This is a genomic window from Streptomyces sp. NPDC091209, assembly GCF_044757755.1.
Lineage (GTDB): Bacteria > Actinomycetota > Actinomycetes > Streptomycetales > Streptomycetaceae > Streptomyces.
Window position 1 is genome coordinate 553,100 of record NZ_JBIVVR010000004.1, and the last position, 14,369, is coordinate 567,468.

Consider the following 14,369-nt stretch of genomic DNA (forward strand, 5'->3'; position numbering starts at 1 on the left):
CACTAGAGTGATCAACGTGTCAGAGCAACACGCCCCCCGCTCCCTCATCGTCACCTTCTACGGCGCGTACGGCCGGTTCGCGCCCGGCCCGGTACCGGTGGCCGAGTTGATCCGGCTCCTCGCCGCGGTCGGCGTGGACGCGCCCTCGGTGCGGTCGTCCGTCTCCCGGCTCAAGCGCCGCGGGCTCCTGGAACCGGCGCGCACGACTGCGGGCGCCGCCGGGTACGCGTTGCCGCCGGACGCGCGGCAGTTGCTCGACGACGGCGACCGCCGGGTGTACGCGTCGGCGCCTCCGGAGGACGACGGCTGGGTGCTCGCCGTCTTCTCCGTGCCCGAGTCGGAGCGGCAGAAACGGCACGTCCTGCGCTCGCGGCTCGCCGGTCTCGGCTTCGGCACGGCCGCCCCCGGGGTGTGGCTCGCCCCGGCGCGGCTGTACGAGGAGACCCGGCACACCCTGGAGCGGCTGCGCCTCGATCCGTACGTGGAGCTGTTCCGCGGCGAGCATCTGGGGTTCGCCGCGACGGCGGACGCGGTGGGGCGCTGGTGGGACCTGGCGGCGATCGCCAAGGAGCACGAGGCGTTCCTCGGCCGGCACGCGCGGGTGCTGCACATGTGGGAGGGGCGCGCGGACACCCCGCCCGATCAGGCCTACCGCGACTATCTGCTGGCTCTCGACTCCTGGCGCCATCTCCCGTACACCGACCCGGGGTTGCCCGCCGCGCTGCTCCCCGGGGACTGGCCGGGCGCCCGCTCGGCCACCGTCTTCCGGGCCCTGCACGAGCGACTGCGGGACGCGGGTGCCGAGTTCGCCGGGGTGCCCCCGTGGTCCGGGCACCCCGACGCCGTGTGACCTCCGGTTTCCGGGCCGAGCTCAGGTCCCCAGGGTGAGGCGGGGCCTGGGGGCGTCGGTGCGGCCGGTCTGCGGGGGGCGGCTGCCCGCCCGGTAGGGCATCGGCCAGCCGGCGCCCGGCCCCTCGTAGCCCTGTTCCGCCGCCGCGTGCAGGGTCCAGTTGGGGTCGTACAGATGCGGCCTGGCGAGTGCGCACAGGTCTGTCCGGCCCGCCAGGATCAGGGAGTTGACGTCGTCCCAGGAGGAGATCGCGCCGACGGCGATCACCGGGAGCCCGGTCTCGTGCCGGATCCGGTCGGCGTACGGCGTCTGGTAGGAGCGGCCGTACTCGGGGCGTTCGTCGGCCACGACCTGGCCGGTCGACACGTCGACGGCGTCGGCGCCGTGCGCGGCGAAGGCCCGTGCGATCGCCACCGCGTCGTCCCCGGTGGTGCCGCCCTCGGCCCAGTCGGTGGCGGAGATACGCACGGTCATCGGCCGTTCCGCCGGCCACACCGCCCGTACCGCGTCGAACACTTCGAGCGGGAAACGCAGTCGCCTGTCCAGCGATCCGCCGTACGCGTCGGTGCGCAGGTTGGTCAGCGGCGAGAGGAAGCCGGAGAGCAAGTAGCCGTGGGCGCAGTGCAGTTCGAGGAGGTCGAAACCGCAGCGGGCGGCACGGCAGGCGGCCGCGGTGAACTGCTCGCGCAGATCGGTGAGCTGGGCCCGCGACAGTGCGCGGGGCGTCTGGCTGTCCGGCCGGTACGGGAGGGGGGAGGCGGCCACGAGCGGCCAGTTGCCGTCCGGCAGGGGTTCGTCGATGCCCTCCCACATCAGCCGTGTCGAGCCCTTGCGGCCGGCGTGGCCGAGCTGGAGGCCGATCGCGGTGCCCGGTGCCTGCCGGTGCGTGAAGTCGACGATCCGCCGCCAGGAGTCGGCCTGTCGGCCGGTGTAGATGCCCGCGCAGCCGGGCGTGATGCGGCCTTCCGCGCTGACGCACACCATCTCGGTCATCACCAGTCCGGCGCCGCCGAGCGCCCGCGCGCCCAGGTGGACGAGATGGAAGTCGCCGGGGACGCCGTCCACGGCCGAGTACATGTCCATCGGTGAGACGACGACACGGTTGCGCAGGGTCAGACCGCGCAGCCGGAACGGGGTGAACATCGGCGGGGTGCCGGGCGGGCAGCGGAACTCCCGCTCGACCGCGGCCACGAAGTGCGGATCGCGCATCCGGAGGTTGTCGTGGGTGACCCGGCGGCTGCGGGTGAGCAGGTTGAACGCGAACTGCCGGGTGGGCTGGCCGAGATAGCGGCCGATGTCCTCGAACCAGTCGAGGCTGGCGCGGGCGGCCCGCTGGGTGGAGGCGACGACAGGACGCCGCTCCTCCTCGTACGCCGCCAACGCCGCCTCCAGCGAGGGCTGTTCCTCCAGACAGGCGACCAGTGCGAGCGCGTCCTCGACGGCGAGCTTGGTTCCGGAGCCGATGGAGAAGTGGGCGGTGTGGGCGGCGTCGCCGAGCAGCACCAGATTGCCGTGCGACCAGCGGTCGTTGACGATCGTTCTGAAGGTCGTCCAGGCGGAGTTGTTGGCGCGCAGCGGGCGTCCGCCGAGCGCGTCCGCGAAGATCTTGCCGCATCGTTCGACGGACTCCGCCTCGTCGAGGTCCGCGAACCCCGAGGCCCGCCAGACCTCTTCGCGCATCTCGACGATGACGGTGGAGGCGTCGGCCGAGTACGGGTAGCCGTGCAGTTGCATCACGCCGTGTTCGGTCTCGGCGATCTCGAAGCGGAAGGCGTCGAAGGCGAAGTCGGCGGCGAGCCAGATGTAGCGGCAGCGGTGCTCCTCGACGGACGGCCGGAACACCTCCGCGTGGGCCGCGCGGGTGAGGCTGTGCACGCCGTCGGCGGCGACGACGAGATCGTGGGCCGACATCAGTTCGTCCACCGGTGGGGCCTCGGCCGTGAAGCGCAGGTCGACGCCCAGCGAGCGGCAGCGTTCGTGCAGGATCTCCAGGAGCCGGCGCCGCCCGAGTGCGGCGAAGCCATGGCCGCCGGAGGTGTGGCGCACCCCGCGGTGCACGATGTCGATGTCGTCCCAGCGGACGAACTCGGCCTGGAGCGCCGCGTACACGACCGGGTCGGCGTGCTCGATGCCGCCGAGGGTCTCGTCGGACAGGACGACGCCGAAGCCGAAGGTGTCGTCGGGCGCGTTGCGTTCCCAGACGGTGATCTCGCGGGCCGGGTCGAGGCGTTTGAGGAGGGCCGCGGCGTAGAGTCCACCGGGTCCCCCGCCGATCACCGCGACGCGCATGGCGCCACCGGCCCCGCGACCGGCCCCGGCACGGTCCTCGCGGTTCTCGCCGCCCGCGTCCGTACGCATCCCGGGTTCACCTCCCCCGCCACTTCGGGGCCCGCTTCTCCGTGAAGGCCGCGTGGAACTCCGCGTAGTCCTCGCCGTTCATCAGCAGGGCCTGGGTCGCGGCGTCCAGTTCGACGGAGGCCGCGAGCGGCATGTCCAGTTCGGCGGTGAGCAGCGCCTTGGTCTGGGCGTACGCCAGGGCGGGACCGTCGGCGAGGCGGCGGGCCAGCGCCTGGGCGCCCTCGTCGGCGTGCCCCTCGTCGGTGAGTTCGCTGATCAGGCCGATGCGCTCGGCCTCGGGCGCCCGTACCGGTTCGCCGAGCATCAGCAGCCGGGTCGCGTGGCCGAGCCCGACCACCCGGGGCAGCAGATAGGCCGCGCCCATGTCGCCGCCGGACAGCCCGACGCGGGTGAAGAGGAAGGCGAAGCGGGCGCTCGGGTCGGCCACCCGGAAGTCGGCGGCCAGCGCCAGCACGGCTCCGGCGCCGGCCGCCACCCCGTGGACGGCCGCGATCACCGGGAACGGGCACTCCCGTACGGCCCGGACGACCTGCCCGGTCATCCGGTTGAAGTCGAGGAGCTGGGCGGTGTCCATGGAGAGCGTCGCGCCGATGATCTCGTCGACATCGCCGCCGGAACAGAATCCGCGGCCCTCACCGGCGAGCACCAGGGCGCGGACGGACCGCTCGCGGGACAACTCGGCGAGCAGGTCCCGCAGGTCGGCGTAGGCGCCGAAGGTGAGCGCGTTGAGTTTCTCGGGGCGGGCCAGGGTGACCGTGGCGACGCCGTCGGTGAGCTCGTACCGCAGATGCTCCCAGTCGGATGTGCGGCTGGCGGAGCCGGTGAAGGGACTCATGGCGGGCGGCCTCCTCGGGCGGGGGCGACGCGGTGCGACTGTTCAACAAAGTTATCACTCATCTGTGACTGTCGTCAGGAGTGCGCGATAGGGCGATCACGGTGTCCGGGAATCGACGGTCATGTCGCCCCCCGAGACGGTTCGGCGTGACGCGGCGTGCTGTTACATGACGGGACGTAGTGACTGCGAGTCGTGAAGCGGCGGCCGCGCCCCGTGAGGGGGCGGCCACAGGTCGTGAAGGGGCGGGCGCGAGGTGCCGGTGATCCGTCTTCGCGTCACGGATCGTCGATAGCCGTGTAACGACGGGAGCGGATACGGGAGGGGGACCGTTCGTCCGGGTACACAGCCCGTATCGGACCGAACGTCCCGAAAGGAGGTCCCGGCCCGCGTCGGACACACCGGCCGATGTCACGAGAAAGCCCACCGAGCGCGTTCGCCCGACGGCGCCGTACCATTCCTTAGGTTGTAAGCAGGACAGCCTGCTCCATGAACGGAACCGCCTTGCCCGACACCCCAGCACCCGCCTTCTGGCGCATCGCGCTGCCGCACACCGTCGCGGCCGTGCCCGTCGCCCGCGCCCTGGTCCGCACGGCTCTCGCCGAACGGGAACACGCGGCCGACAGCGACACCGCCGAACTGCTCACCGCGGAGCTGGTCGCCAACGCCGTCGAGCACACCGCGGGCGACGGGCCGATAGAGCTGGTCGTGGAACTGATGCCGACCGGCTGCCGGGTCGAGGTGCACGACCCCGACCCCGCGCCGCCGCTCGACCTCACGCTCCCCCACCCGCCCGGCGAGCCCGACCCCTGGCAGGAGCACGGGCGCGGCCTGCTGCTGCTCCGCGCCCTCAGCTCGGCCTGCGGGCACCGCCCCACCGACTCCGGCAAGGCGGTCTGGTTCAGACTGCCGGTGGTTCCCGCCCAGCGGCGTCCGTTGCTGTAGCGGCTCCGGCCGCGAGGACGGCGGCGAATGGGATCCAGGTCGTCCGGCCGAACATCAGGCCAGCGTGGCGACCAGGATCGCCTTGATCGTGTGCAGCCGGTTCTCGGCCTGGTCGAAGACGACGGAGTGCGCCGACTCGAAGACCTCGTCGGTGACCTCCAGCGAGTCGAGGCCGTACACCGCGTGGAGGTCGCGACCGACCTCGGTGCCGAGGTCGTGGAAGGCCGGCAGGCAGTGCAGGAACTTGACGTCCGGGTTCCCGGTGGCGCGCAGGACGTCCATGGTCACGGCGTACGGGACGAGGGCGCCGATGCGCTCGGCCCACACCTCCTTGGGCTCCCCCATGGAGACCCAGACGTCGGTGGCCACGAAGTCGGCCCCCCGGACGCCCTCGCCGACGTGCTCGGTGAGGGTGATGCGGCCGCCGTTCTTCTCGGCGAGTTCGCGGGCCTGCTCGACGATCTCGTCGGTGGGCCAGTAGGCCCGGGGAGCGACTATCCGGACGTCCATGCCGAGCAGCGCGCCGGTGATCAGGTACGAGTTGCCCATGTTGAAACGGGCGTCCCCCAGATAGGCGAAGGTGATCTCGCCGATCGGCTTGGCGCAGTGCTCGGTCATCGTGAGGACGTCGGCCAGCATCTGGGTCGGGTGCCAAGCGTCGGTGAGGCCGTTGTAGACCGGCACTCCGGCGTAGGCGGCCAGCTCCTCCACGGCGGCCTGGCTGTCTCCGCGGTACTCGATGGCGTCGAACATGCGGCCGAGCACGCGGGCGGTGTCCTTCACCGACTCCTTGTGGCCGATCTGGGAGCCGGTCGGGTCCAGATACGTGGTCGAGGCACCCTGGTCCGCGGCCGCGACCTCGAAGGCGCAGCGCGTGCGCGTCGAGGTCTTCTCGAAGATCAGCGCGATGTTCACGCCCGTGAGATACCGGGTCTCCGCCCCCAGCTTCTTGTCCGCCTTGAGTCCGGCGGCCAGCTCGACCAGGCCGCGGAACTCGTCCTCCGTGAAGTCCAGCTCCTTGAGGAAGTGGCGGCCGGCGAGGGCGGTCGGGACTGTCGCCATGGGGGCGCTCCAGGGATGACGAGGGGCGAGGACGGGGACGAACGCTTGGAATTCTATACGATGCCCAGCATTTATATGCGGCCTCTCGTTCGACCCCGTTCGACGGTTCCGGCGATCGGTCCCCCGCGCGGCCTCGCAGACGACCCCGCGTGAAGCCTGCACACGACCCCGCGTGCAGCCCGTACAGGACTCCGGGACGGGGGTTCCACGCGGGGCTCCGGCACGGAGCCGCTACACGGCGTCCCGTTCGACGGGGCAGCTCATACAGCGCGGGCCACCCCTGCCCCGGCCCAGCTCGCTGCCCGGGATCTCGATCACCTCGATGCCCTGCTTGCGCAGATGGGTGTTGGTGGTGGAGTTCCGCTCGTAGGCGATGACGACGCCCGGTTCGACGGCCAGGACGTTGCAGCCGTCGTCCCACTGCTCCCGCTCGGCCGCGTGGACGTCCTGCGTGGCGGTCAGGACACGGATCTCGCCCAGACCGAGCGCCCCGGCGATGGCGCGGTGCATGTGCTCGGGCGGATGGTCGGTGACCTTCAGCTCCTTGTCCCCGGCACCCGGTTCGATGGTGTACGAGCGGAGCATGCCGAGCCCCCCGTACTGCGTGAAGATGTCGCCGTCGACCATCGTCATCACGGTGTCGAGATGCATGAGCGCCCGCCGCTTGGGCATGTCGAGCGCCACGATGGTGCGGGCCGAGCCGGCCGCGAACAGCTTGTGCGCGAGCATCTCGACGGCCTGGGGGGTTGTCCGCTCGCTCATCCCGATGAGGACGGCACCGTTGCCGATGACGAGGACGTCACCGCCCTCGATGGTGGACGGGTAGTCCGCCTGCCCCTCCGACCAGAGGTTGAAGCCCTCCTCACGGAACAGCGGGTGGTACCGGTAGATCGCCTCGAAGTGCACGGTCTCGCGCTGCCGGGCCGGCCAGCGCATCGCGTTGATCGAGACCCCGTCGTAGATCCACGCGGAGGTGTCACGGGTGAAGAGATGGTTGGGCAGCGGGCGCAGGAGGAAGTCGTCGAGGTCCATGACGTGGAAGCGCACGGAGGTGGGCTCCGCGTGCGCGTCCAGGAACTCGCGCTTGGTCATGCCGCCGACGAGCACGGACGCCAGTTCCTCCGCGGGCAGGGTCTCGAAGGCGGCCCGGAGATGGTCGGTGGCGAGCGGCCCGTACTCCTTCTCGTCGAAGACCCGGTCCAGAACGAGCGACCTGGCCTCCCTGATCGCCAGGGTCTCGGCGAGCAGGTCACCGAAGAGATGGACGGTGACCCCGCGGTCGCGCAGCACGTCGGCGAACCCGTCGTGTTCCGCGCGCGCCCGGCGCACCCACAGCACATCGTCGAAGAGGAGCGCGTCCTTGTTGCTGGGGGTGAGCCTTTTGAGCTCGAGATCGGGCCGGTGCAGGATGACGCGGCGCAGCCGCCCGGCCTCGGAGTCGACATGGAATCCCATGTCTCCATCCTGACCATCCGGACGCGTGTTCACCCGCGGATCGCCCGAGTCGCATCGCATTCATTTCGTCCCCTTGACGATAAGCCGGTCTCCCCGTTATCGTCCTAGTGACGACAATGAAGGACGAGGAAGCGCCGGGACCGCCCGGCGCCCAGGGGGTACTCATGGCCGACATCACGCGACGCCTCGGCTGGCGCCATCTGCGCGGGGCGCCCACCGCCCATGTCCGGCACCACATGTCGGGACGCCTGGTCCACGACGGCCCCGGACTCAGCTTCTGGTACCGCTCGCTGACCGCGGCACTCTCCGAAGTCCCGGTCGACGACCGCGAGTTGGCGATGACCTTCCACGCCCGGACGTCCGACTTCCAGGACGTCGCGGTGCAGGCCACCGTGACCTACCGGATCAGCGACCCCGCGGTCGCGGCCTCCCGTATCGACTTCTCCATAGACCCCGACTCCGGCGCCTGGCGCGGCACCCCGCTGGAACAGCTCGGATCACTGCTCACCGAGACGGCCCAGCAGCACGCGCTCGACGTCCTGGCCCGTACGTCACTGGCGTCCGCCCTGGTCGACGGCGTCGCGGCGGTACGGGAGCGGATCGCGGACGGCCTCGCCGCCGAACCCCGGCTGCCCGCGACCGGCATCGAGGTGGTCGCCGTGCGGGTCGTCGCGCTGCGCCCGGAGCCCGAGGTGGAACGGGCCCTGCGCACTCCCGCCCGCGAGCAGATCCAGCAGGACGCGGACAAGGCGACGTACGAACGCCGGGCGGTCGCCGTCGAGCGGGAACGCGCCATCGCCGAGAACGAACTCGCCAGCCAGATCGAACTCGCCCGGCGCGAGGAGCAGTTGGTCGACCAGCGGGGTACGAACGCGCGCCGCGAGGCCGAGGAACTCGCCGCGGCGGACGCGGTGCGCGCCGGGGCGGAGGCGGACCGCACGGTCCGGCTGGCGGAGGCCGAGGCCACCCGGTCGCTGCGGCTCGCCGAGGCGGAGGCCACCCGGAAGGTACGGCTCGCCGGAGCCGAGGCGCAGGCGGAGCGCCAGGTCGGCGCGGCGCGGGCCGAGGCGCAGGCGGCCTGGCTGCGGGTGCACGGCGACGTCGACGTCGCCACGCTGCACGCGCTGACCGGCAGCCGGCTCGCGGAGAACCTGCCGCGGATCGAGAACCTCACCGTCTCGCCCGACGTCCTCACCGGGCTGCTCGCCAAGCTGGGCAACGGGGCCGCCGGGGACCCGGCGTGAGTCTCGCGCCCCGGGTCGTCCTCGTCCACCGGACCACCGAGTACGAGGAGTTGACGGCCCGGCACGGCACGCACGGGCAGGCGGCGTTCTTCCTGTCCTCGCGCGGCCGGGACATCGCGGAGGTGGCCGAACGGCACCGGCGGTCCCGCGAGGCGCTCGCCGCGGTGGTGTCGGCGATTCCGCTGACCTGGCGTCAGGCCCGATTGGAACGGGCCGACTTGGACCGCTTCCTGTTCGCTCCGGAGGACGTGGTGGTCGTGGTCGGCCAGGACGGGCTGGTGGCGAACGTGGCCAAGTACCTGGCGGGTCAGCCGGTGGTGGGGATCGACGCCGACCCCGGGCGCAATCCGGGTGTGCTGGTGCGGCACCGGCCCCGGGACGCGGGCGCGCTGCTCGCCTCGGCGCACGGGGGCAGCGCCGACGAGCTGACCATGGTCGAGGCGGTCGCGGACGACACCCAGCGGCTGGTCGCCCTCAACGAGATCTATCTGGGGGCCGCGGGCCATCAGACGGCCCGGTACCGCCTGGGGCTCGACGAGTACGGGGGTGCCGTCGAGCCCCAGGCGTCCTCCGGGGTGCTGGTGGGAACCGGGACCGGGGCCACCGGCTGGCTCCGCTCGGTGTGGCAGGAGCGGGGCGGGGGGCTGCCGCTGCCGGGGCCCACGGACGAGCGCCTGCTCTGGTTCGTCCGCGAGGCCTGGCCCTCGCCGGCCACGGGCACCTCGCTCGTGGCCGGCGAGCTCACCGCGTCCGGGCGGCTGTCCCTGACGGTGGAGTCGGACCGGCTCATCGTGTTCGGGGACGGGATGGAGGGGGATGCGGTGGAGCTGGTCTGGGGTCAGACCGTGCGGGTGGGGGTGGCTGGGGTTCGGCTCCGCCTGGTCGGCTGAGGGTCGCTTCGCTCCCTCGCCGCCCGGCTGGGCCGAACCCCGCCGGGCCCCGCCGCCCCGGACCGGGCTCCCCCCGGCGGGGTCTGTTGCGTGTGCCCCGGTGGGGGCGGGGTCGGCTGCGGGCCCGGTGGGGGCGGGGTCGGCTGCGGGCCCGGTGGGGGCGGGGTCGGCTGCGGGCCCGGTGGGGGCGGGCCGCGCAGTTCCCCGCGCCCCTTACGGGGCTCCCACCAAGCCGGCGACTACCAGTCCCGGTGGATGCACGATGGGACTGCGTCCCCGACGGGGCCAGGCCCGCGACTCCCCGCACCCTTTACAGGGCTCCCACCAAGCCGGCGACTACCGGTCCCGGTGGGAGCACGATGGGGCTGCGGCCCCGGCGGCAGCCGGGCGCGCGGCTCCCCGCGCCCCTTGCGGGGCTCCCCCGGACGCAGAGGGACCCTTGCGGGGCCGGCCCAGGTCAAGAGGGTGGACCCGCTACAGGCGGGGGTCGACCGGTTCGGATTCCAGGGAGAGGATGCCGAACACCGCCTCGTGGACGCGCCACAGGGGCTCGCCCTCCGCCAGGCGGTCCAGGGCCTCCAGGCCTAGTGCGTACTCGCGGATGGCGAGGGACCGCTTGTGGTTGAGGAAGCGGCCGCGCAGCCGGGCGAGGTTCTCCGGGCGGGTGTACTCCGGGCCGTAGATGATCCGCAGGTACTCGCGGCCCCGGCACTTGATGCCGGGCTGCACGAGGCGCCCGGTACCGCCGCGCACCACCGCGCCGACCGGCTTCACGACCATGCCCTCGCCGCCCCGCCCGGTCATCTCCAGCCACCAGTCGACACCGGCCCGCACCGACTCCGGGTCGCCGGTGTCGACGTGGAGCCGCCGCGTGGTGTGCAGCAGCCCGCTCGCGTCGTTCTCCACCAGCCGGTCGATCAGGGCGAGTTGCTCGTCGTGCGGCAGCGCGGCGAGGCTCCGGCCCTGGACGGCCAGGATCTGGAACGGTGCGAGGCGGACGCCTTCGAGGCCGTCCGTCGTCCAGCAGTAGCGGCGGTACGCGTCCGTGAACGCCTGGGCGTCCGCGGCCCGTTCACGCTGGCGCGTCAGCAGGTCACCGACGTCGACGCCCCGCGCCGCCGCCCCTTCGAGCGCGGTCAGCACCCCGGGGAACACCGCGCCGGACGCGGCGCCGACAGCGGCGTACTGACTGCGCAGCAGCCCGGACGCCTTCAGCGACCACGGCATCAACTCGGCGTCCAGCAGTATCCAGTCGGTGTCCAGCTCCTCCCACAGTCCGGCTTCGGTCGCGGCGGCGCGGACCCGGCCGAGGATCTCCTCGGTGACGGCCGCGTCGTCGAAGAAGGGGCGGCCGGTACGCGTGTACAGCGACCCCGTCGGACCGTCGACGCCGAACCGCTCGCGTGCCGCACCCGCGTCCCGGCAGACCAGGGCCACCGCCCGCGACCCCATGTGCTTCTCCTCGCACACGACCCGCGCGACCCCGTCCTCCCGGTACTGGGCGAACGCCTCGGCCGGGTGCTCCAGATAGCCCTCGACCTGCGAGGTCGCGGTCGGAGCCATGGTCGGCGGGAGGTACGGGAGCAGCCGGGGGTCCACCGCGAAGCGGCTCATGACCTCCAGGGCCGCCGCCGCGTTCTCCTCGCGGACGGCCACCCGGCCGGCGTGCCGGGTCTCCACGGCCCTGCGACCGTGCACGTCCGCGAGGTCCAGCGGCCGGCCCTCGTGACCGCCCGGCGCCTCGGTCGCCAGCGGCTTGGCCGGCTCGTACCAGACCCGCTCGGCCGGTACGTCGACGAGCTCGCGCTCCGGCCAGCGCAGCGCGCTGAGCTTGCCGCCGAACACGGCGCCGGTGTCCAGGCAGATCGTGTTGTTGAGCCACGTGGCCGTGGGAACCGGGGTGTGCCCGTACACGACCGCCGCGCGGCCCCGGTAGTCCTCCGCCCACGGGTAGCGCACGGGCAGCCCGAACTCGTCGGTCTCCCCGGTCGTGTCGCCGTACAGCGCGTGCGAGCGCACCCGGCCCGAGGTGCGGCCGTGGTACTTCTCGGGCAGGCCGGCGTGGCAGACGACGAGCCGCCCGCCGTCGAGGACGTAGTGACTGACCAGCCCGTCGACGAACTCCCGTACCGTGGCTCGGAACTCGTCGCTCTCCTGGTCCAACTGCTCGATGGTCTCGGCGAGTCCGTGGCTGTGCTGGACGTTGCGGCCCTTCAGGTAGCGGCCGAGCTTGTTCTCGTGGTTGCCGGGCACGCACAGGGCGTTGCCCGAACCGACCATGGACATCACGCGCCGCAGCACGCCGGGCGAGTCCGGGCCGCGGTCGACGAGGTCGCCGACGAAGACGGCCGTACGGCCCTCGGGATGCGCGCCGTCGACGTAGCCGAGCTTGCCGAGCAGGGTCTCCAGTTCGGAGGCGCAGCCGTGGATGTCGCCGACGATGTCGAACGGGCCGGTGAGGTGGGTCAGGTCGTTGAACCGCTTCTCGGTCACCACCGACGCGTTCTCGATGTCCGCGACCCCGCGCAGGACATGCACCTTGCGGAACCCTTCACGCTCCAACCGGCGCAGCGAGCGGCGCAGTTCGCGGGTGTGGCGCTGGATGACGCGGCGCGGCATGTCGGCGCGGTCGGTGCGCGCCGCGTTGCGCTCGGCGCACACCTCCTCGGGCACGTCGAGCACGACGGCGATGGGCAGCACGTCGTACTTCCTGGCGAGTTCGATCAGCGCGCGGCGGCTCTCCTCCTGGACGTTGGTCGCGTCGACGACGGTCCGGCGGCCGGCCGCGAGCCGCTTGCCGGCGATGTAGTGCAGCACGTCGAAGGCGTCGCCGCTGGCGCTCTGGTCGTTCTCGTCGTCGGCGACCAGGCCCCGGCAGAAGTCGCTGGAGATGGTCTCCGTCGGCTTGAAGTGCCGTCGCGCGAAGGTCGACTTGCCGGAACCCGACGCGCCGATCAGCACCACGAGGGAGAGGTCGGTGACGGGCAGGACGCGCCCCGGGGTGGTCTGCTCGCTCATGCGGCCTTCTCCTCCTTCGCGGTCGTGGTGGCGGTGGCGGTGGCGGTGGCCAGGGTGAAGACGGCCATCTGGGTGGGCGGGCCGACCTCGGGGTCGTCGAGACCGACGGGGGTGAACTCCACGTCGTAGCCGTGCCGTTCGGCGACCTTGCGGGCCCAGGCGCGGAACTCCTCGCGGGTCCACTCGAAGCGGTGGTCGCCGTGCCGGGAGTGTCCGGCCGGCAGGGTCTCCCAGCGGACGTTGTACTCGACGTTCGGGGTCGTCACGAGGACGGTCCGCGGGCGGGCGGAGCCGAACACCGCGTACTCCAGGGCGGGCAGCCGGGGCAGGTCGAGGTGCTCGATGACCTCGCTGAGCACGGCGGCGTCGTACCCCTTGAGCCGGCGGTCGGTGTAGGCGAGCGAGCCCTGCACGAGTTGGACGCGCGCGGCCTGCCGCTCGCCCATGCGGTCCAGCTTGAGCCGGCGCGCGGCGATGGTGAGCGCGCGCATCGACACGTCGACCCCGACGATCTCGGTGAACCGGGTGTCCTTGAGCAGCGCCTGCACCAACTGGCCCTGTCCACAGCCGAGATCGAGGACGCGGCTCGCTCCGGACGCGTGCAGCGCGGCGAGGATCGCGTCCCGGCGCAGCACGGCGAGCGGCACCGGCTTCTCCTCGGTGTCGGTCTCCTCGTCGACGGCGTTGTCGATCTGCTCGACCTCGGTGTCGTCGGTCTCGGCGAGCCGGACGAGTTCGAGGCGTTCCATGGCCTCCCGGGTCAGCGACCAACGGCGGGAAAGATAGCGGCTGGTGATCAGCTTGTGCTCCGGGTGGTCCGGCAGCCAGCCCTCGCCCGCCCGCAGCAGCTTGTCGACCTCGTCGGACGCCACCCAGTAGTGCTTGGCGTCGTCGAGGACCGGGAGCAGTACGTAGAGGTGGCGCAGGGCCTCGGCGAGCGTCAGCTCCTCCGCCGCCAGTTCCAGGCGTACGTAGCGGGAGTCGCCCCACTCCGGGAAGCGGACGTCGAGCGGCACGGGCTCGGCCGTCACCGTCCAGCCCAGCGGCTCGAAGAGCCCGCGGACGAGGTCGGCGCCGCCGCGTGCGGGCAGCGCGGGCACCTCGACGCGCAGCGGCCTGGTCTCGGCCGGCAGCTCGGGACGGGCGGCGCACTGGCCCTTCATCGCGCTGGAGAAGACGGCGCTCAGCGCCACGGCGAGCAGCGAGGACGCCGCGTACGGGCGGTCGTTGACGTACTGCGCGAGCGCCGCGTCGGGGGCGCCGCCGCGCCCCTTGCCCTTGCCCCGCCGGACCAGCGCCACCGCGTCGACCTCGAGCAGCAGCGCGGCCGTGCACCGCTCCGCGGTCGCCTCGGGGTACAGCACGTGCGCCGTGCCGTACGAGGTCGAGAACGTCTGCGCGTTGTCTGGATGCTTGTGCAGCAGGAAGCCGAGATCGGTCGCTGGGCGCTCTGGGGTACCGGTGGTACTGATCGTCAGGAACACAGTGGGTCTGCCTCGGAACGTCTTCTGAGCCGCGGACACCCAGCGGGTCGCCCGGCCTGTGCGCGGGGATGCGCATGTGCCGGACGCCGGTGGGCCGCAAGCATGGGCGAGCGCGCCCCGGCCGTCGCCGCTCCCGGTTCTCCCCCGGCCCTCGCAGCCGTGGCCGCGCCACGCCGCGGCCGACCGCAGGGGCGACGCCTGTCGTCGGCGCGCTCCCCCAACGTACAGCGA

10 protein-coding genes are annotated in these 14,369 nt (G+C 72.5%); 4 read left to right on the top strand and 6 right to left on the bottom strand.

All coding sequences use genetic code 11. From position 1 onward, the window contains the following. The first annotated feature begins 7 nt into the window (after positions 1-7). On the top strand, positions 8-850 hold the full coding sequence (locus ACIQRL_RS15255) for a PaaX family transcriptional regulator C-terminal domain-containing protein (RefSeq protein WP_401331670.1): 843 nt from the start codon (positions 8-10) through the stop codon (positions 848-850). Between the two features lie 21 nt (positions 851-871). On the opposite strand, the gene ACIQRL_RS15260 is transcribed toward ACIQRL_RS15255, so the two are convergent. After that, positions 872-3,139 (bottom strand): bifunctional salicylyl-CoA 5-hydroxylase/oxidoreductase, encoded by a 2,268-nt coding sequence (locus tag ACIQRL_RS15260; protein ID WP_401331753.1) that lies wholly within the window; start codon positions 3,137-3,139, stop codon positions 872-874. A 76-nt stretch (positions 3,140-3,215) separates the two neighbouring features. Then, positions 3,216-4,043, bottom strand: coding sequence for an enoyl-CoA hydratase family protein (locus ACIQRL_RS15265; protein WP_401331671.1), 828 nt, complete (start codon positions 4,041-4,043; stop codon positions 3,216-3,218). Positions 4,044-4,529: 486 nt separating this feature from the next. On the opposite strand from ACIQRL_RS15265, the gene ACIQRL_RS15270 reads away from it, so the two are divergent. Continuing rightward, entirely contained in the window at positions 4,530-4,985 is a 456-nt protein-coding gene (locus ACIQRL_RS15270) for an ATP-binding protein (RefSeq protein ID WP_401331672.1), read from the top strand. A 54-nt stretch (positions 4,986-5,039) separates the two neighbouring features. On the opposite strand, the gene argF is transcribed toward ACIQRL_RS15270, so the two are convergent. Next, complete coding sequence (gene argF, locus ACIQRL_RS15275; RefSeq protein ID WP_401331673.1) at positions 5,040-6,047, bottom strand: ornithine carbamoyltransferase; 1,008 nt, start codon at positions 6,045-6,047, stop codon at positions 5,040-5,042. A 231-nt stretch (positions 6,048-6,278) separates the two neighbouring features. After that, on the bottom strand, positions 6,279-7,502 hold the full coding sequence (locus tag ACIQRL_RS15280; RefSeq protein WP_401331674.1) for an arginine deiminase: 1,224 nt from the start codon (positions 7,500-7,502) through the stop codon (positions 6,279-6,281). Between the two features lie 164 nt (positions 7,503-7,666). Here ACIQRL_RS15280 and ACIQRL_RS15285 point away from each other — a divergent pair, with 164 nt between their 5' ends. Beyond that, the gene (locus tag ACIQRL_RS15285; protein WP_401331754.1) at positions 7,667-8,746 is read left to right on the top strand and encodes an SPFH domain-containing protein; all 1,080 of its coding nucleotides are present in this window, start codon (positions 7,667-7,669) and stop codon (positions 8,744-8,746) included. After that, positions 8,743-9,636 (top strand): hypothetical protein, encoded by an 894-nt coding sequence (locus tag ACIQRL_RS15290; protein ID WP_401331675.1) that lies wholly within the window; start codon positions 8,743-8,745, stop codon positions 9,634-9,636. Before ACIQRL_RS15285 ends, ACIQRL_RS15290 begins: the two co-directional genes overlap by 4 nt. A 474-nt stretch (positions 9,637-10,110) precedes the next feature. Here ACIQRL_RS15290 and ACIQRL_RS15295 read toward each other — a convergent pair whose 3' ends face one another. Both ACIQRL_RS15295 and ACIQRL_RS15300 read right to left on the bottom strand, forming a co-directional pair. Continuing rightward, positions 10,111-12,654 (bottom strand): polynucleotide kinase-phosphatase, encoded by a 2,544-nt coding sequence (locus ACIQRL_RS15295; protein ID WP_401331676.1) that lies wholly within the window; start codon positions 12,652-12,654, stop codon positions 10,111-10,113. After that, a complete protein-coding gene (locus tag ACIQRL_RS15300) occupies positions 12,651-14,138 on the bottom strand; it encodes a 3' terminal RNA ribose 2'-O-methyltransferase Hen1 (protein ID WP_401331677.1) in 1,488 nt (495 codons plus the stop codon). The genes ACIQRL_RS15295 and ACIQRL_RS15300 overlap by 4 nt, the downstream gene beginning before the upstream one ends. Between the last annotated feature and the right edge of the window lie 231 nt (positions 14,139-14,369).

Excerpts from the sequence above, each read along its gene's own strand:
- ACIQRL_RS15260 (WP_401331753.1), bottom strand. The coding sequence starts at position 3,139 with ATGCGCGTCGCGGTGATCGGCGGGGGACCCGGTGGACTCTACGCCGCG.
- ACIQRL_RS15280 (WP_401331674.1), bottom strand. The coding sequence starts at position 7,502 with ATGGGATTCCATGTCGACTCCGAGGCCGGGCGGCTGCGCCGCGTCATC.
- ACIQRL_RS15295 (WP_401331676.1), bottom strand. The coding sequence starts at position 12,654 with ATGAGCGAGCAGACCACCCCGGGGCGCGTCCTGCCCGTCACCGACCTC.
- ACIQRL_RS15265 (WP_401331671.1), bottom strand. The coding sequence starts at position 4,043 with ATGAGTCCCTTCACCGGCTCCGCCAGCCGCACATCCGACTGGGAGCAT.
- argF (WP_401331673.1), bottom strand. The coding sequence starts at position 6,047 with ATGGCGACAGTCCCGACCGCCCTCGCCGGCCGCCACTTCCTCAAGGAG.
- ACIQRL_RS15270 (WP_401331672.1), top strand. The coding sequence starts at position 4,530 with ATGAACGGAACCGCCTTGCCCGACACCCCAGCACCCGCCTTCTGGCGC.
- ACIQRL_RS15285 (WP_401331754.1), top strand. The coding sequence starts at position 7,667 with ATGGCCGACATCACGCGACGCCTCGGCTGGCGCCATCTGCGCGGGGCG.